This is a genomic window from Halobacteriovorax sp. RT-2-3, assembly GCF_047085075.1.
GTDB lineage: Bacteria > Bdellovibrionota > Bacteriovoracia > Bacteriovoracales > Bacteriovoracaceae > Halobacteriovorax_A.
This window is the reverse complement of the sequence record NZ_JBKIYF010000001.1, coordinates 18014-36710: the sequence shown is the minus strand read 5'-3', so window position 1 is coordinate 36710 and position 18697 is coordinate 18014. Positions and strand designations below refer to the sequence as shown.

Here is an 18697-nt window from a genome sequence, read left to right as displayed (position 1 = left end):
TTAGAGTTGTCTTATGAAAACATTATTAATTGATGACATTCGTACGATACCTGCGACATACACAGCTAGAACTTATCAAGACGGTATTAGAAAATTATCAACAGAAAGCTGGGACCTCTTACTTTTAGATCATGATCTAGGCTGTTTTGACGATACAACTGGAAGAGAACTTACTGGCTACGATATTGTATGCTGGCTTGAAAAGAATCCTAACCATTTACCAAAAACTACCAAGTTGGTAACGTCAAATCCTGTTGGTAGAGATCGCATGAACCTAGTATTAAAATCCCTTTATAAAAAATAGATTTTACAAAAAAATAAGGCCCTCTTTCGAGGGCCTTGTTTATATCAAAATTTAAAATCTGAATTATGCTTTATTGAATTTGATAACTTCAGTTGGACAAGCTTCAGCAGCTTCAAGAATTAAAAGTCCGTTATCAAGTGGCGCATCTGGACGAATCACACAGTTAGTATCTGTAACTTCGAATACTTCAGGGTAAATACCTTCACAAGCGTTACAAACAATACAACCTTCTTCAATCCATACCTTAGAAACAGCAAAGTTTTCTTGAGCAGGAGCTCCTGCACCAGCAGCACCAGCGAATTCACCAGCAAACTGTGGGTTTGCAGAAATTCTAAGTCCTACAGGAATATCACCTTGTGGAATGGCATCTGCAATAAATGAACGAGTTGTTTGGTGATAAAACATCTTTGGTTTTACGTAACCATATTTTTCATTAAATGTTTCAACAGTATTTTCAGCACCACGGAATGCTTCAATAAACTTGCGTCCCTTCATTGTGCGAGATTGAGTAACACCGTCTTTAGACTTAAGTTCGATTTCAACTGTTGAAGAATCAAGGTTTTCAAGCTCTAAAATATCTTTAAAAGCCGGTCCCATTTTAACTTCAATACCAAAGTCAGAATCTTGAACAGCAAAGTCACTTGAAACAGTTACTTGAGTTTTCTTACCAAATGGGTTGAATAGCCTTACCGTAACGTGGTTAAACTTAGCAGGCTGCCTAGAATTATTCCAACGGTAACCAAAAGCAAAACTTTCATCATCTGAAGATTTTAGAACTTCAAACTTCGACTTCCCAAATAGGAAGAAGAATGAACCTGAAAGAAGGCTTAAAACACCTAGTTGGACAACCATCCCTGTTACAACTAATAATGCAATGGCTAATGCAATTAAAGTAGTATTCACTTTATCTCCTTAAATTTCACTTGTAATTTCCTAGAGTATAGCACGAATTAAAATTATTCGTCTAAGGAATTACACATAGTTAAATCGATTTTATCTAACGCAGCTGGACTAAAGCCCACGCAACTCTTAAGTAGTCCACCATTAGCGACCGCGAGTCCAAGTGTTTGATTTTGCGATCTCATCCAATAGTGGCCATCGGCCACATCCATTTTTAATGTTTGGCCATTAACAAAACGTTGGCTCATGGCCTCGTCTAATTCTATTTTTTCAAATCCAATAAGTTCAGTTATCGGATTTGTGTAGTTCAATAAAAAATCATTAGCACTGAAATTTTCATCATCAAAGATTGCCAAATCAATACTATTTTCTAAATCAATTCCTGCTGAATTAGTTCGTCTTAAGTCTTCCAGAGCACCTCTTGTTCCTAATTTCTTAGCAAGGTCATCAAAGAGAACTCGGATATAAGTTCCAGAAGAAACACAAACACGAAAGACGATCTTACGGCCCTGAACCTCTAATAGTTCAATTTCATGAATTGTTCGCTCAACAGGTGGCTTTTCAATAAAGACACCTTCTCGTGCCCACTCATGAAGCGCCTTGCCTTCGTGCTTAGTTGCTGAGAAAGCGGGAGGGCTTTGCATATACGGACCAATAAAAGTTTCAAGCTGACTCTTTACCTCATCGAAGCTTACGTCAGAAAACTCTAATTCTTCAATTGTACCTTCTTCAGTATCAAAATCACCTGTTGGAGAATTAACACCAAGAATTCCTGTCGCAATATACTCTTTAGAATCAATTTGAGTGTATTGATTTAATCTTGTTGCAGGTCCAATACCAATAACAAGTAGACCAGTTGCAAATGGATCAAGAGTTCCAAAATGTCCGATCTTACCAATATTTTTAGGAAGGTTTTTTTTAAAGCGCCTAATAACATCAAAGGAAGTTATCCCTTTTGGTTTATCAACTTTAAAAAAGAAAGGCCCAAAGATTGGGCCCTTAAATTTCTTATTTCTTGAAGCCATTAGAAAGACTTTCCTTTATCTTTTTCAGATTGCAGTAGTTTTTCAATTTCCTGCTCATCTTCAAATTGCGAGTCATACTCAGCAGTTAATGAAGGTGTGTGTCTTACTTGTAAAGTCTTAGCAAGGTGACTTCTAATTTTACCTAGAGAAGTATCCATCGCCTTAGCAATATCACCTCTTCTAGAAGGATCGAATGTATCCCAATATAACTTTGCCGTAGAAAAGTCTGGGCTTATCTCAACCTTAGTAATCGAACAAAATGTGAACGCAGAGTTATCTAGTCCACGACGAAGTAATTGATTTACTTCATTTTTAATTTGTTCTTCATATTGAAGTTTTTTCTTATTGCCACTCATGACATCTCCAACCGAATTAAAGAATTGGTGAGTCTGCTGTTAAAACATCCTCAAGCTTACGTTTCTTTTCTTTCAGTTTATATGCTTCGAATAGGTCGCCAACTTTTACATCGTTGTAATTTTCTAGGCCAACACCACATTCGTAACCATTTTTAACTTCTTTAACATCATCTTTAAATCTCTTAAGAGAAGACATCTTACCATCAAACATGATCTTACCTTCTCTAAGAAGACGTACGTTACAACCAACTTGGATAGCACCATCAACAACAATTGAACCAGCAATTGTTCCAACTTTAGGAACAGAGAATGTATCACGTACTTCCGCGCGCCCGATATACTCTTCAGTAAACTCAGGATCGAGAAGACCTTCAACAGCTAGTTTCACATCATTGATTAGTTCATAGATGATTGAGTAAGTCTTAACATCAATTCCATACTGCTCAGAAAGCTTACGTGCAGAAGTTGATGGTCTCATATTAAATCCAAGAACAAAGGCACCCGAAGTATTTGCCAGTTCAATGTCTGAGTCACTAATTTGACCGACACCACCGCGAATAACTTTAACTTCAACCTCTGGATTTGAAATTGTTTCAATAGCAGATTTAATCGCTTCAAAAGATCCTTGAACATCTGAACGAATGATAAGGTTAAGATCTTTCTTTTGTCCCTCATCTGATACAGCAGTTGCAAAGAAGTCTTCAAGTGAAACTTTTGGCCCTTGAGTCTGAGCTGCAGTTTCAATTCTGATTCTTTCATCAATACGGTTTTGAGCAATCTTCTTTGCTTCTCTTTCGTTTTTAACAACGTTTAGGCTATCTCCTGGAGATGGCGCTTCTGCAAGTCCAATAATTTGTACTGGCATCGAAGGCCCAACTTTATTATGTTGAACACCTTTATGGTCAGTTAAACTTCTTGCACGTCCAAAAGTTTCTCCAACAACAATTGAGTCACCTTTTTTAAGTGTACCTGTTTGAACAAGAACAGTTGCAACAGGACCACGTCCGTGCTCAATTCTTGATTCAATAACAACACCTTCAGCTGGCCCTTTAGGTTCAGCTCTAAGCTCCATGATTTCAGCTTGAAGTGCAATTGCTTCAAGAAGTTCATCAACTCCATCACCTTTAAGTGCAGAAATATGACAGAATTGAGTTTCCCCACCCCATTCCTCAGGAGTGATATTAAATTCTGTTAGAGCTTGTTTAATACGATCTGGGTTAGCACCTTCACGGTCCATTTTGTTAACCGCTACAATTAAAGGCTTACCTGCAGATTGAATGTATTTAATTGACTCTACAGTCTGAGGCATAACACCATCATCAGCAGCAACAATTAAAATAACAATATCTGTAATATCAGCACCACGCTGTCTCATAGCACCAAAGGCCGCGTGACCTGGAGTATCTAGGAAAGTAAGCTTAGAGTCTTTAACATCTACCGAGTAAGCTCCAATGTGCTGAGTGATCCCACCAGCTTCGCCAGCAGCAATCGATTCATTTCTAATATAATCTAGTAGAGTTGTTTTACCGTGGTCAACGTGACCCATAATTGTAATAACAGGAGCTCGAAGTGGAAGCTTATTTAGTTGCTCTTCAGAAAGAGATTCTTTCCCAAGTGCCGCATCCTCATCAAAAGTCTGATCCTCTACTCTATAATCGTAAAGAGACGCAATTTGTCCCGCTAATTTAAGACCAATATAGTCACCATTTCTAACAAGTAGATTTAGGTCAAGACACTTATCGATCATATCTTTAAGCTTAATAGATAGCTTCTTCGCTAATTGCTCAGCGTAAGCACCACCGTGAAGCTTAATAATTCTCTTTGCTTCTTTTACTTCTGTAATCTCAGTTGATTTCGAAGGTCCTGAGTACTGACGCTTTCTCTTAACTTGAGTATACATTGGGCGTCCAGTACCTTGAAGTGAAGAGTAAGACTTAAGCTCTGAAGTTGCACGTTCTTCGTTAAGGGCTTGTGAACGGTTAACCGTCTTCTTAGCACTTAACATAGAAGCAAGACCACTTAGACGATTTTTATCCTTCTTAGCTGTACGATCTTCATCACCTTCAACAACACCTGCTTTAGTGTTGATATCATCTTGAACCTCTTCGTCCTTAGTAGCAGCTTTCTTTGCCTTGCGAGCAGCAGCTTTCTCTTTATCTTCTTTAGTTGGAGCTGAAACAATTCTTAGACCAAATGGCTTTCCATCTAGAGTCGTCGATTCTTTCTTCTCTTCTTTTTCTTCAGAAGCTTTTTTCTCTTCAGTCTTAGCCTCGACAGCAACTTCTTCTTTTGCTTCCTTAGCTTCAACTTCTTTTTCTTCCTCTACTTCAGGAGCGTGAGCTTCTTCAGCAACAGGAGTACTTACAGTCTCTTCTGCATTTACTTCAATATCTTCAGAAGATTCAACAATAGCTTCAGTGTTTTCATCATCAGAAGTTGCCTCCGAAGATTTTGATGAAGCTTTACGACGTACAACAGTCTTCTTCTTACGAGTAACTGTCTTCTTAGCAGGTTTATCTTCCTCACTATCATCGTCAGCTTGTGCCGCAGACTTCTTTCTTACAGTCGCCTTTTTTGCAGCTTTCTTTTTGACCGTTTTCTTCTTTGTCGCCTTCTCAGCAGGTGCATCTCCAGCACTTCCTCCAGTAAGTGATTCCCACTTAGTAATATCTTCATCAGATAATACCGACATGTGGTTTCTTACTGAGAATCCGTGTGACTTCAGCTCTTCTACGAGGTCTAATGGCTTCTTTCCGAGTTCATTGGCCAATTCAAATATTTTCTTAGGCATTTTATCTCCGTAGTATGACTACACTTTTCTATTTTAAAATTACTTAATTTTAAATGCAGCTAATTCTTCTCTTAATCTTCTTTCTGCTTCATTAAATTTGTCTGAACCTTCATCTTCCTGCTCAGCACCTTCTTTATTAATAATACCTAGGTACTTAGGAACTGCAGAAGCAGATACTAATTCTTCTTCACCTTCTGGTTGAAGCTCAATTGTTCCTTCTTCAACTAACTTTGCAGCTTCATCAATTGCAGTTTGTGCTGTAGCAGCATCAACACCAGTCATAGTAGCAATTTCATCCGCAGGAGTTGCCATGAAGTCACCAATTGCCATGATGCTATTTTGTACAAGTACTTGTGCCATTGCATCTGTAACAGATGGGATTTGAAGTAAGTTCTCAACTGACTTATTAACTTTTTCTTGAAGTTTAGACTTCGAGATAATGTTAATATTGTAACCAGATAGCATTGCTGCAAGACGAACGTTTTGTCCACGACGTCCAATAGCAAGTGATAGCTGATCTTCTTCTACGATTACGTCCATTGATTTTGAATCGTGATCAATAGAAATATTTTCAATTTCAGATGGAGCAAGAGCTGCAATAGCAAATGTAGCTAGATCATCATTCCATCTTACGATATCAATTTTTTCACCTTGTAGTTCATTAACAATATTTTGAACTCGTGATCCTTTCATACCAACACAAGCACCAACTGGATCAATATCTTTATCTACTGATTGAACAGCGATTTTAGCTCTTTGACCTGGCTCACGTGCAGCTGATTTGATTTCAATTGTTCCATCTTGAATTTCTGGAACTTCAATTTCAAAAAGCTTAACAAGGAACATTGGTGAAGTTCTTGAAAGTCTAATTTCTGGCCCACGGTTAGTCATAACTACTTCAGTTAAGTAAGCTTGTACTCTGTCACCAGGGTTAAATTGCTCACCAGGAATTAGCTCTCTTCTTGAAAGAACAGCATCGGCCTTCCCAAGATCAACAACCACGTTTCCACGCTCATATCTTCTAACGATACCAGTTACAAGATCACCTTGTCTGTGCTTAAACTCAGAGAATAGGATTTCTCTTTCAGCATCGCGAACTTTTTGCATAATAATCTGACGCGCAGTTTGTACGTCAACACGTGTGAAGTTAGGGTTTTCAATTTTGATCCCTAATTGGTCACCGATTTCAACATCTTCATCAAGCTCTCTAGCATCACCTAGATTGATTTCAATAATTGAATCTCTTACTTCATCTACAACGTTTTTATATTGGAAGATCTCTACATCATCGTCATCTTCGTTATAACGAGTTTCGTATTCACCTTGAATTCCAAACTTCTTTCTAGCAGTTACTAAGAAAGCTTGTTCAATTGCGTTTACGATAATGGCCTTATCGATACCACGGTCTTTACCTAACACATCAATAATTTTACTTAATTCTGAGAAACTCATTTTTCACCTCAAACAATTACACTTCTGGTTCAAGTGCGATCTTATTAATATCATTTAAGTTTAATTTTAAATCAAAATCACTATCGAGAGTCACGTCGATATAGTCGTCTCCGTAGCTATTTAAGCTACAAATAACTTTCTTAGCATTTGCTGTTTTCTTATCAAACTTTTCACCTGGGAAAAGATCCCCAAATTTCTTATTAAGTTGAACAAGAATACGCTCACCGATACTTAACTCTAAGTGCTCTCTTGTTTTAATTTTTCTAAACATTCCTGGAGAAGAAACTTCTAGAACAATATCATCTGGAATCCAATCAAGTGCTTCCATTGGCTCACTAAAAGCGCGGTCAACGTTCACACAATCTTCGATTACAGCTGTTCTTGTCTCTTTATTCATTATGTAGACGCGTAAAGTTTTAGAACCTTTGATATACTCCATATCATAAAGAAGGTAACCTTCCCCACTTACAACTTCAGTAGCAAGTTCGAAAAATTTTTGTTCCATACCTGAATAAGAGATATCTAAATCCATTAAAACGCATCCCATATGCTTTTACAAAAAAGCCTATAAAAATAAAAAAAAAGGGTAGCCCTAAAAGTCTACCCGATTATATCTTGTTAAATATTTAACTAATCGTTATTTACTCAAAAACCTGAAAAAAACTTTCTAATTTCTAAGTACTTATTAATTATCAAAGATTTTGAAATCTTGTCAAGGTTTGTCATTGATAACTTATGAAAACAACTTCAGCTTACGACTACTTGCATTATAACAGCACTACTTCCATCTGCATAGAAATTCTTCTTTAGATGAATTTTTTCAAGGCCCAATCTCTCATAAAACCTGATGGCCCCCTCATTTGAAGCCTCCACCTCAAGATAAACTTGAAATATTTGGCCATTAAAAACACTCTTGCAATGACTCAGCATGTCTTCAAATAGCTTTTTGGCAATTGAGCGTCTTCTAAAGTCAGGGTGAACGATAATTTTATATAAATGACAAAAATCTGGTTGATTCACCTCAAACACACAAATTCCCACAACTTGATCATCTTCGGCCCAGATACATGAAATGTCTCGACCAGAGGATGCCAATTGTTGCCAATTTTCTTTTGACCAAGGCCATTTGAAAAATGCAGCTTCAAAGTCGCATAAATTCGACAGTATCTCTTCGTCAATATTGCTTATTAAGTCTATTTTGAATTCTTTCATCTTTATAAGAATAACCTTGAGTCAACATTCTTTAAAACGAAGTCTTTATATTCCTCATCTATATAAGGGCCATTATCTAATTTATGAGTTTCTAGAAAATTTTGGTATCTCTTCTTCAATTCGTAATTTGTGTTATAAATCTGAACCACTTTTTTAGTTAGCTCTTTACTTATTTTACAAGTGCCAAACTTTGGATACGAAGCGTACTCACTTTCTAAATCCATAGACTTTGAGAGCAATAATACTCTCTTTATTAAGTCTTTCTGTTTTGCATTAAGGGACTCTGGCGCAATTGTAACTTGCTCAAGAGCAGGAGCTAGGCCAGTTAACTTAGCAATATAGTTCTTTTTCCCTATCAGGCACAAACTTTGATTATAAGCTTTTAAAAGATCATTTGTGTTTTGACCGAAATAGATTTGGCCATTTACAGAGAAAAGGGCCCTATCTTTGAGGGCCCATGTATTCATTAAAAATATTGAAACTAGAATAAATCGCATTAAGTATAATGCTAATTAAACTGGAGAACTAATGTCAACGTTTGCTACAGCTTTACCTGCAGTAAGTTTTGTCTCCATCTGATAACGAATCTTAACGTCTGGGTTGAAAGTATATCCATCTTTACCACGGATAATGTACTTTCTCTTCGTATTACTATTGTCTTTCGGCTCGATAAGCTTTCTTAGACGAGAGATTGACGTATAAATAAGTTTGTCGTGAATTAGTGGATTGTACTCGTCTTTCCAAATCTCACGTGCCAGATCTTCTTTGTCATAAAAAGAACCACGGTTCTTAGCTAACAAGAATAGAATTTCAAGAAGAACAAAACGGTGCTTAAAGTCGATAACACCAATATTCTTTTCTTTCACTTTTCTATTATTGCGATCAAGGTAAATATCAACACTTGAATCATTAACTTCATGAATTTCAGCATCAAGTACATTAGTTAGACGCTTAAAAGTTGTTGAATCAACTGCTTGCTTTGCAAGGTTATAGTAAAGAGTAGCTTTATCATAATCACCCTTCACTTTTTCAACCTGACCAATTCCTAAAAGAATATAACCATAAAGATTCCAACACTTCTTATTCTGAAGTGTAATATTAGCAAGATTGAAGTGCTTTAAAGAAGCCTCCACATCACCTTTGGCAATTAGGATTTTTCCATAAGTCATATGCATCGAACCACCAAGATATTCCTTATTAATAATCTTTAATAAGTTATCCAGTTGGGCCATGTAATCAAGAGAAAGGTCGAATTCACCTCTATTATAAGCATTATTAGCTAGGGCCAATAAACACTTTGAGTGAAGATCAGGATCATTTTCTTCTTTAGATTTATTATAAGATAGCTCTAAGTCGCTAAATGCACCTGCAAAATCATTTCGATACGACTTGATTAAACCTGCATAATAGAAGTATTCAGCAGAAAGACTACCAAGGTTTACCTGTAAGTCATTAATGATATTCTCACTCTGATTTACATACTTAGCGGCTTTTTCATCTTCAAGCTTTTCAGCAGCAATTCTAATAAGAAAACTTAGAATTTTTAATACGCGATAATTATCCTGAGGACACTCAGCACAGTCGATGGCCTTTAAAAAGTTTACTTCGGCCTTATTAAGATCGGCTTTATCATAATGAAGTTTTCCTAATTGGTAATAAGCCTTACCAACCTCTAACTTAGTCAAAATATCTTGTGAAGGAATAAGCCCTTCACCATGACCAAGAAAGCCTAAAACCTCAGTCTTAAAGCCGCTGTTTACACTATTTCCAGATTCTTGTCCCCCGACAATCTGCATATCAACTCCCTATTTCTATTCCGCTGTGAGAATTTTGTGGAATCTTACCACAACATGTTCATAACATGTCATCACGCTGCCCGTCAAAACTCTTTATAATAACTAAAATAATTACACTCAAAATATTGATGAACCCTTTAATTATTTGATATTATGGGCCTTTAAAGTAGGAATTATTCCAAAATTTTATGGAGATTACATGCCCAAGTACGATTTAGACACAATCAGACACTCGAGCGCCCACTTAATGGCGCAAGCAATTTCAAGACTTTATCCTAATGAGAGCGTTCAATTTGGCGTTGGACCTGTTATTGAAAATGGCTTCTACTACGACATTCTGATGGATCGAACCCTGGGCGAGGAAGATCTTCCAAAAATTGAAGATATGATGAAAACAATCATCAAAGAAAAATTACCAATCGAAAGAAAAGTTATGACTAGAACTGAGGCTGTTGAATTCTTCAAGTCGCAAGGTCAGGAACTTAAAGTAGAACTTATTGAAGCAATCCCTGAAGACGAAGAAGTTAGCTGTTATTCGCAAGGTGAATTCATTGACCTTTGTCGTGGGCCACACGTAGAAAATACAACTGACCTACCACAAGGTTTTAAGCTTCTTAGCATTGCGGGTGCATACTGGCGTGGTGATGAAAAGCGTGAAGTTATGCAAAGAATTTATGCTGCTTCGTTCTCAGATAAGAAAGAACTTAAGCAACATCTTATGATGCTTGAGGAAGCAAAAAAGCGTGATCACAGAAAGTTAGGAAAAGAACTAGAATTATTCCACTTTGAGCCAGTTGCTCCAGGTGCTCCTTTCTTTATGCCAAAAGGAACAATCGTTATTAACGAACTTGTGAACTATATTAGAAGACTATACCGTATCTATGAATACGATGAAGTTATCACGCCTCAAATCTTAGATAGCTCTCTTTGGCATACTTCTGGTCACTATGAGCACTACAAAGACGACATGTTCTTTTCAAAGATTGACGATCGTGAATATGCGGTAAAACCAATGAACTGCCCATGTCACATGCTAATGTTCAAGCACTATAAGTATAGCTACCGTGACCTACCACTTCGTTATGCGGACTTTGGCCGTCTTCACAGAAATGAAAAAGCAGGTGCACTAGCAGGTCTAACTCGCGTGCGTTCATTCTGCCAAGATGATGCCCATATCTTCTTAGCACTTGATCAAGTTCAAGAAGAAATTCAAAGAACAATGAAGATGATCTTCACAGCTTACGAGCTATTTGGTTTCGATAATATCACTGTTAATTTATCAACTCGTCCAGAAAAGAAAGCTGGTGATGATAAGACTTGGGATATTGCAGAGAACGCACTTGAAGAAGCACTAAAAGCTTCTGGTCACAATTATGTTATCAAAGAAGGTGACGGTGCATTCTATGGACCAAAAATTGATATTGAGGTTGCAGATGCAATTGGACGTAAGTGGCAGCTTGGGACAATTCAGCTAGACTTCCAACTACCAGACCGTTTTGATCTTAAATTCACGACGGCAGACGGTGGCGAAGAAAGACCAGTTGTTGTACACCGTGCCCTACTTGGATCACTTGAGAGATTCTTTGGTGTTTACACTGAGCACGTTGCAGGTGTTTTCCCTTTCTGGCTAGCACCAGAGCAGATCGTTATTGTTCCAGTTAATAATGAAGCACACGGGGAAGCTGCTCACAAACTTAAAGAGCAATTATTTGCGCAAGGTTATCGTGTAAGCGTAGATGATCGTAATGAAACAATGGGATATAAGACTCGCCAAATTCAAAAGTCTAAAATTCCATTCATGTTCGTTGTTGGTGATCGTGAAATTGAAAACAATGCCGTAGCAGTTAGAAAGCATGGAGCAAAAGGTTCGTTCAATTGGACGAATGCAGAAATGCTTGAGAAACTTAAGGCACTAGATAGTTTAAAATACCCTAAAGCATAAGCTTTAGGGTTTTTTATATATTCACTTTAAAAGAAGGTTTCCATGGAAAGGAAAAATATCTTAATCATATGTGGTGGTGGGTCTACCGAGCATGAAGTGTCTCTTCGCTCTGCTCAATATATAAAAGAGCAAGTCGCCATCAATCCAGAGTTCAACCCTATTGTCGTTGAAATGACAAAGTCGGGGGATCTTACTTTAAACGGTCAAAAAGTTAGCCTAAATGGACAGATATTAGAAACGGCAACAGAAAGGCCATATATCAATTATGTCATTCCAGTTATTCATGGACCTCCAGGAGAAACTGGAGAAATACAATGCTTCCTTGAAATGCATAAGCTTCCCTACCTTGGCCCACGCCATGAAGGAAGTAGTATTTGTTTTAACAAGGTAACGACAAAGTTATGGTTTGATCATCTAGGTATACCAAATACGAAGTGGATGTCGATTCACAAAGATTTACCTTATGAACGAAGTGAAGTTGTGGATTTTTTTGAAAAATCAAATAATGACGTTTTCATCAAGGCTGCTAGTCAGGGCTCTTCAGTAGGTTGCTACCACGTAACAAATAGAGAAGATTTGGTGGATGCAATCAATAAAGCACTCGAGTATAGCGATGATATTCTCATTGAAAGAACACTTAAAGGGCGTGAGCTAGAAATTGCAGTATTTGAGCAAGAAGGAAATCTCCACGCATCTAAACCTGGTGAAATCGTAAATGCAAGTGATGAATTTTATGATTATGAGCAAAAATATAGTGAGCAATCAAAAGCTAAAACTTATGTTGAGGCGCCTGAGTTAACTAATGAACAGATCTCTCAAATGCAAATTATAGCTAAGACAGCATTCAAATGCCTAAAGCTAAGACATCTGTCACGCATAGACTTCTTCTTAAGCGATGGGGATATCTACTTAAATGAAATCAATACTTTTCCAGGTATGACAAGTATTTCAATGTTTCCAAAAATGCTAGAAAACACAGGACTCAAATTTAGTGATTTTCTAAAAGAGAAGATTCAAAAAGAAGTTAGATAATATAAAACACTTAAGGGTTAAAGAGATGGAAATCAACTTAATTGGTAAAAACAGTCACGAACACGCTAAAGAAAAGCTAGCAACAATGTACAAGGATAACTTCACTTCTGCAGAGAAGAAAGAATATATTCCTCATCATAAATTTTCACAAGGAGCATACCTTGCGATGGAAACAAGAGATGAAAATTCTCCAGAATTTCTCCTCGATGCTGCTTCACAGATAGCCACACTAGGACTTGGTTTCAATGCAACGGCCCTTTTTGGAACAACAATGCATGAAAGTGCATGGACAGGAAATTATCTCGATTCAACTTTTATCGAAATCGCCGAGTCTTTTAAAACTCTTCTAAGAGAGAAAGCTTCTAACGACAAACTTACACCAGTATTTGTGAACTCTGGAGCGGAAGCCAATGAAGCGGCCCTTATTATGGCCTATATGAAAAGGGCCCATACTGGTGCAAACAAAATCATAGCTTTTGAAGGCAGTTTTCACGGACGCTTCCTATCAACACTTTTCTCGACTTGGAATCCAAGTAAGCGAGAGCCATATCAAATCGAAGGACATGAAACAACTTTCATCGATTATCCTGAAACAAAGAATGATCAATTTATTTTAGATATAGATCCAGAGTGGATTAGATTATGGGAGAATCCATTTTCACCAAGCTTTGAAGCAAATTTAAAAGAATTTGAAAGTAAAGCTGATGATTTACTTAAATCAGAAATCGCCTCTTTAAAGCAACTTCATGAAGTTCTAAAAGAGAATACTCACTTTGCAATTTTAGTTGAGCCAATGCAATGCGAAGGTGGTGATCGCTATTCAACAAATCGCTTCCATGTGGCCCTTAATTTGATCGTAAAATCTTATCAAGTTGCACTTATCTATGATGAGGTTCAAACAGGGTTTGGACTTGGACGAGACTTCTTCTGGCACAGAACATTTGATCTAAAAGATTCACAAGGAAATCAAATTAATCCTGAGTATATTACATGTGCAAAGAAGGCCCAAAGTGGAATTGTACTGACACAAGATCCATGCTGGGAGAATAATGAGTTTCAAACTTCTTCTGTTATCAGAGGTTACTATCAAGCAATAGCAATCGATCAACTTCGCTACAAAATTGCAACAATCGAAGAATATACAAGAAATAAACTTAATCAACTTATAAGTAAGTGGGATCAGCTTTCATCACCTAGATGCTTTGGTGTCGCATTTGCTTTTGATCTATCGGATGCAAAAGATATTGCACCTTTTATCTCAAACCGCTTTGACCTAGGACTACTCTATTATCAAGCTGGAGATAATACACTAAGATTTAGACTTAATACGGCCTGGACTAACGAAGATATCGACTATCTATTCGACGCAATTAACGAGATTGCTAACCGAATTTATAAAGGTGAAACAAATAAACTAGAATATACTCCAAAAACTAAAGTAAATTCTCCCAATGAATACTTATGGCATGCAAAATTAGTGGAAGCCTTCAGTGGGAACCTTCAAGACAAAGCGGCATTTAGCTTTGCCCAAAAATTCTTTAATGAAGAATTTAACTTAGAATTAATTAAAATTGATGGTGAAAACTTCGACTATTACAAACACAAGATTGAAGAAATCCAACGTCATACATATGAGCCAACGAGACAAACAAGCATTGAGAAATTCGAAAAAATTGCTCATTGTAAAGATTCAATTGCGATGGCCCTACTAAGCGAAACAAGACAACTGGTAGGAATCTCATTTGCAGGTAAAATTACTCACTTCCCTCATGAGAGTGGACTACGCTTAGTTAAGTATTTCAATAGTCCAAAAACTCTTTATATGCTCGATACAACAATTATAAATATGGAGCAATCACAAGGAATGGGAAAATACCTAAAGTATGCGCTAACACTTATTGCAAGTGCCAATGGCAACGAATATATCTACGGAAGAAACCGTGATATTCACGCAGGAGCAATGCTTTCTATAAACTGTTCTCTTGGGGCCATCATTGAGATGAAACTTAAAGAGAATTATCTCGATGATGAAGAGCATCGCGATGTTATCATCTATCGCCAAAACCTGAGATGGAGTAATGAGAAATTAAAGTACTCAACTTCCCCTATCTTAAATGCTGCTTCATTCGAGAGTATGCCAACACTTGTAAACAAGATCTGTCTTTCAAACTTCATTGATGAAAGTTTTATGGCAAATCTTAAGCGTTTCAAAGATATCGCACCTAAAGAACTACAACACTTTTTTACAGCGAGTGGACATAGTGAGTGTGTAGAAAAAATATTCAAATCGATTCTTATCAAAAATCAAAAAGAAAGAACAAAAGTAATATCTTTTAACCATGACTATTTTGGTAAGCAAAGCTTTATGTCCGCTACTCTTTCAGGCGTTTTAGACTTCTATCCGAACTCTAAAGTAGATACGATTGGCCAACTAAAAGAAAAACTTGCGACCAAAGATTACTTAGCTCTTTTCATTGGTGATCTTTTAGTCAATTTTACTAATGAAGAACTAAAAGAAATTATAAAAATCGCACATGACAACGGAACAAAAGTTGTTTTTAACGAAAGTGTTTATTTTCATAATAAAAAGAAACTCTTTTCAAAAGACCATGGAATTATTCCGGATGCTAGCTACATTCACATCGCAGGACAAATTGGTATTTGTATGCTGCAAGAAGAAGTCTATGAGTCAAGGCCTCTAATGATGATCTCAACGTGGGATGGTGACGCTTATGCTCTTTCTCAAGCTGTATCATATTTAGAGTCACCTGCTGACGCTAAAAAAGAATTTAAAATTATTAACGACACTTCTTACGCTTTTACATTAAAAGCGCCAAGTATTTTTGGTAACCAAACAAGTAAGAAGTGGTATTTTACATGTTAATGACAGACTTAAATTTACCTATATTCAAATACGATGCTTGTGGCCCATACGAAAATGGGCTTAAGCACGGTGAAACTTTTAAAGAAGCAATACAAGAACTTATAGAGATTAGAACTGGCCTTCTTCTTAAAAGGTCACCGCATTTGAAAGATAAACTTGATGAGTTTGCAAACTTACAGTTTAAAGAAACCATGAAGTTTGATGCAAGCCTAGCACAAGAGATTGAAGGGATAGCGAAAGGCAGTGAAACTTCAATCAAAGACATTATTATCCTAAATAACTACACTGACTTTAGAGATATTCAACTCGATAGTGAGAATCAAGACGAAGGGTGTACATCGGTCTCATATATCGATGATAAAAATAGCATCGCTGCTCAGACATGGGATATGCATCAAAGTGCAAAAAATTATCTCATGCTAATTGAAATTGACGATAAGGATAATGGTACAAAAGAACTTATCTACACAGTTTGTGGATGTTTAGGATTAATGGCCGTTAATAACCATGGTCAATTCATTGGTGTTAACAATATTAATGTCCTAGATGGAACAAATGGAATTATCTGGCCTGCATTAATTAGAAAAGCAGCGAAACAAAAAAGCCTCAATGATATGGGAAAATTACTAATGGAAGCTCCCATTACATCAGGCCATAATTATCTTATAAGCGATGGAAAAAGTGCCTTCAATTATGAGATCACACCTACGCAAAAAGAAATTTTAAATACAAACCCACAAGGTCTGATCTTCCATACAAATCACTGTCTTGGTAGCACTGTTAGAAAAGTAGAAGATCGAAACAATATTAGTAAAACGACACATGCAAGGTTTGATCTTGTCGAAAAGTATAGAAGTGAACTTAAGGATGAAGCATCTATTATGAAACTTCTTATGTCTCACGACGGCCATCCTTTATCAATTTGCTCACACTACTCTCCAGAGGGAGCAAGTGATCCTTCTCAAACATGTGGTGGCGCACTTTATAATTATCAAACACAGATATTTAAGGCCTGGAGAGGCTGCAAAAAATATGACAAAAATTTTGAATATGTAGAAATTCATCTACCCCTAATTTTATGAGAAATTAGATTTTAAAGTGAGAGTTTATGGCCCATCTACCTTTTTTTCACACATGGACAAAACAAAACCAGGCCAAGAAAATCGATATCCAAAATACTTTTGAATGGGGCTATATTACATCTTCTAATCAGAAGATTTATGACCTTTCTTCAGGAAGTTATCATCAGTCATTCGGCAATAGAAATATTCAAATTGAAAAGGCAATGATTGAGCAAATCAAGTCAATGCCAATGGCAACCCCAAAATGTCAATTTGAACTAAAAGAGACTGTATCGAAAAAGCTCGTTAACCTGATAGGTCTTGACGGAAGAATCTTCTATACAACTTCAGGGGCCGAATCAAATGAAAATGCCATAAAGATGGCCAGGCAAATTACAGGGCGCCAATTTATACTATCATGTGAAACTTCCTATCATGGAGCGACACTGGGTGCTCTTGCTCTGACAGGAGATTGGCGCCGAGATGGTGCGGGTGTTCCTTCAAGGTTTCACGCTTTCATTCCAAACTTCTTTAATGATCCAGACTTAGAGAAAACAAAAAAAGTCATTCAAGACATTGGAAGTAGTGATATTGCAGCGATTTGTATCGAAGTTATAACAGGTGGCAATGGCGTCTTCATTCCCCCACAAAGCTACTATGATGAAATCATGAAAATTTGCAAGGAAAATGGAATCAAACTCATTTTAGATGAGGTCGTGTGTGGATTTGGTCGAACAATGACTAATTTTGGTTTTCAAAATTATACAAATTTAGAAGCTGATTTTATTAGTCTTGCAAAAAATATCTCTGGTGGATTCTTTCCATTTGGAGCAGTCTTTGTTAGTGAAGATAATGCAGCTTACTTTGATGACAATATACTAAGCTGTGGACTTACAAATGCTGCACACCCTATCGGATTAAAAGTTCTTGATGAAGTTATGTCATTAATTGAATCGAATGATTTTATTAAAATAAGAAACCAGAACTATGACCTCTTAAATCAATTTAAGATCAAATTAGAAAACTCTCATGCGATAGAGTCCATCAGGCATATTGGCCTTCTCATGGCCATTGACCTTAGTGATGTAATCATAGAAAGTTCTCTATTATGGAACAAATTACTTTCAAATGGTCTTTTCATTAATATCACAAACCGCTCTCTAATCCTTTGTCCGTATTTAAATTACGCACCAAAAGAACTAGAAGCTTGCTTAAATAATTTATTAAATATAATCGAGGACTCATATGTACAGTAAGATTTACCCAAGTGCCCAAGAAGCGCTCAAGGATGTAACAAGTGGCTCAACGATAATGAGTGGCGGATTCGGCCTTTGTGGAATCCCGGAAAACTCAATTAATCAGTTAGCTCAAATGGAACTAAGAGATTTAAAAGTTGTTTCAAATAATATTGGAAACTCTGGACGAGGACTTGTAAAACTTTTGAAAAAGAAAATGATCTCAAAAGGATTCTGTTCATATGTAGGAGGTAATCCAGACCTAGAAGCGGCCATGTTCGCAAATGAAATAGAAATCGAACTAGTACCTCAGGGAACGCTAAGTGAGAGAATTAGAGCGGCAGGTATGGGAATTCGTGCCTTCTATACTCCAACAGGATATGGGACAGAAGTGGCCGAAGGTAAAGAAGTCAAAGAATTTGATCGTCCATGTATTTTAGAAGAAGCACTACACGCAGACTTTGCAATTATCAAAGCACAAAAAGCAGATCCATATGGAAATCTATGGTTTAAAGAAACAGCTAGAAACTTCTCCCCTCTTATGGCAATGGCAGCAAAGACAACGATCGTTGAGGTGGAAGAAATAGTTGAACTTGGAGATATCAAACCTGAAGATGTGCATATACCAGGAGTCTTTGTTCAGCGAATTTATCAAGGTTCAAATTATGAAAATGCTATTGAATTTTTAAAAACGAGGGAGTCATAAT

Annotated in this window: 16 protein-coding genes; 7 read left to right on the top strand and 9 right to left on the bottom strand. The window is 36.9% G+C overall.

Annotated features, from left to right (window positions below; genetic code table 11):
- Nucleotides 1-13: 13 nt before the first annotated feature.
- Entirely contained in the window at nt 14-304 is a 291-nt protein-coding gene (locus tag ACMAYX_RS00190) for a cyclic-phosphate processing receiver domain-containing protein (RefSeq protein ID WP_412471359.1), read from the top strand.
- A 63-nt stretch (nt 305-367) separates the two neighbouring features.
- Here the strand turns inward: ACMAYX_RS00190 and ACMAYX_RS00185 are convergent, their stop codons facing one another.
- The 9 genes from ACMAYX_RS00185 to ACMAYX_RS00145 form a co-directional block, all read right to left on the bottom strand.
- Nucleotides 368-1207 carry a ferredoxin gene (locus tag ACMAYX_RS00185; RefSeq protein ID WP_199177516.1) on the bottom strand — a complete coding sequence of 280 codons (840 nt, stop codon included), beginning with the start codon at nt 1205-1207 and terminating at the stop codon, nt 368-370.
- Nucleotides 1208-1260: 53 nt separating this feature from the next.
- Nucleotides 1261-2229 carry a tRNA pseudouridine(55) synthase TruB gene (gene truB, locus ACMAYX_RS00180; RefSeq protein ID WP_412471358.1) on the bottom strand — a complete coding sequence of 323 codons (969 nt, stop codon included), beginning with the start codon at nt 2227-2229 and terminating at the stop codon, nt 1261-1263.
- A complete protein-coding gene (gene rbfA / locus ACMAYX_RS00175; protein ID WP_103216985.1) occupies nt 2229-2585 on the bottom strand; it encodes a 30S ribosome-binding factor RbfA in 357 nt (118 codons plus the stop codon). Before rbfA ends, truB begins: the two co-directional genes overlap by 1 nt.
- 16 nt (nt 2586-2601) lie before the next feature.
- Complete coding sequence (gene infB, locus ACMAYX_RS00170; RefSeq protein WP_103216984.1) at nt 2602-5376, bottom strand: translation initiation factor IF-2; 2775 nt, start codon at nt 5374-5376, stop codon at nt 2602-2604.
- A 39-nt stretch (nt 5377-5415) separates the two neighbouring features.
- Nucleotides 5416-6828 carry a transcription termination factor NusA gene (nusA, locus tag ACMAYX_RS00165; protein ID WP_103216983.1) on the bottom strand — a complete coding sequence of 471 codons (1413 nt, stop codon included), beginning with the start codon at nt 6826-6828 and terminating at the stop codon, nt 5416-5418.
- A gap of 16 nt (nt 6829-6844) precedes the next feature.
- On the bottom strand, nt 6845-7360 hold the full coding sequence (gene rimP / locus ACMAYX_RS00160) for a ribosome maturation factor RimP (protein WP_392992236.1): 516 nt from the start codon (nt 7358-7360) through the stop codon (nt 6845-6847).
- 215 nt (nt 7361-7575) lie between these two features.
- Complete coding sequence (locus ACMAYX_RS00155) at nt 7576-8040, bottom strand: GNAT family N-acetyltransferase (protein ID WP_412471357.1); 465 nt, start codon at nt 8038-8040, stop codon at nt 7576-7578.
- 2 nt (nt 8041-8042) lie between these two features.
- Entirely contained in the window at nt 8043-8537 is a 495-nt protein-coding gene (locus tag ACMAYX_RS00150) for a hypothetical protein (protein ID WP_392992238.1), read from the bottom strand.
- 15 nt (nt 8538-8552) lie between these two features.
- Nucleotides 8553-9836 (bottom strand): winged helix-turn-helix domain-containing protein, encoded by a 1284-nt coding sequence (locus ACMAYX_RS00145; RefSeq protein ID WP_392992240.1) that lies wholly within the window; start codon nt 9834-9836, stop codon nt 8553-8555.
- 199 nt (nt 9837-10035) lie between these two features.
- Here ACMAYX_RS00145 and thrS point away from each other — a divergent pair, with 199 nt between their 5' ends.
- Genes thrS through ACMAYX_RS00115 form a run of 6 tightly spaced genes read left to right on the top strand, consistent with a single transcriptional unit; the run spans nt 10036 to nt 18696 of the window.
- Entirely contained in the window at nt 10036-11778 is a 1743-nt protein-coding gene (thrS, locus tag ACMAYX_RS00140; RefSeq protein WP_392992242.1) for a threonine--tRNA ligase, read from the top strand.
- Nucleotides 11779-11820: 42 nt separating this feature from the next.
- Complete coding sequence (locus ACMAYX_RS00135) at nt 11821-12810, top strand: D-alanine--D-alanine ligase (protein WP_103216977.1); 990 nt, start codon at nt 11821-11823, stop codon at nt 12808-12810.
- Nucleotides 12811-12835: 25 nt separating this feature from the next.
- Nucleotides 12836-15694 carry an aminotransferase class III-fold pyridoxal phosphate-dependent enzyme gene (locus ACMAYX_RS00130; protein ID WP_392992243.1) on the top strand — a complete coding sequence of 953 codons (2859 nt, stop codon included), beginning with the start codon at nt 12836-12838 and terminating at the stop codon, nt 15692-15694.
- Nucleotides 15694-16776: a C45 family autoproteolytic acyltransferase/hydolase gene (locus ACMAYX_RS00125; RefSeq protein WP_158246793.1), complete on the top strand. Its 1083-nt coding sequence runs from the start codon at nt 15694-15696 to the stop codon at nt 16774-16776. Before ACMAYX_RS00130 ends, ACMAYX_RS00125 begins: the two co-directional genes overlap by 1 nt.
- Nucleotides 16777-16802: 26 nt before the next feature.
- Entirely contained in the window at nt 16803-18011 is a 1209-nt protein-coding gene (locus tag ACMAYX_RS00120) for an aminotransferase class III-fold pyridoxal phosphate-dependent enzyme (protein WP_412471356.1), read from the top strand.
- Complete coding sequence (locus tag ACMAYX_RS00115) at nt 18001-18696, top strand: CoA transferase subunit A (RefSeq protein WP_103216973.1); 696 nt, start codon at nt 18001-18003, stop codon at nt 18694-18696. Before ACMAYX_RS00120 ends, ACMAYX_RS00115 begins: the two co-directional genes overlap by 11 nt.
- Nucleotide 18697 lies beyond the last annotated feature (1 nt).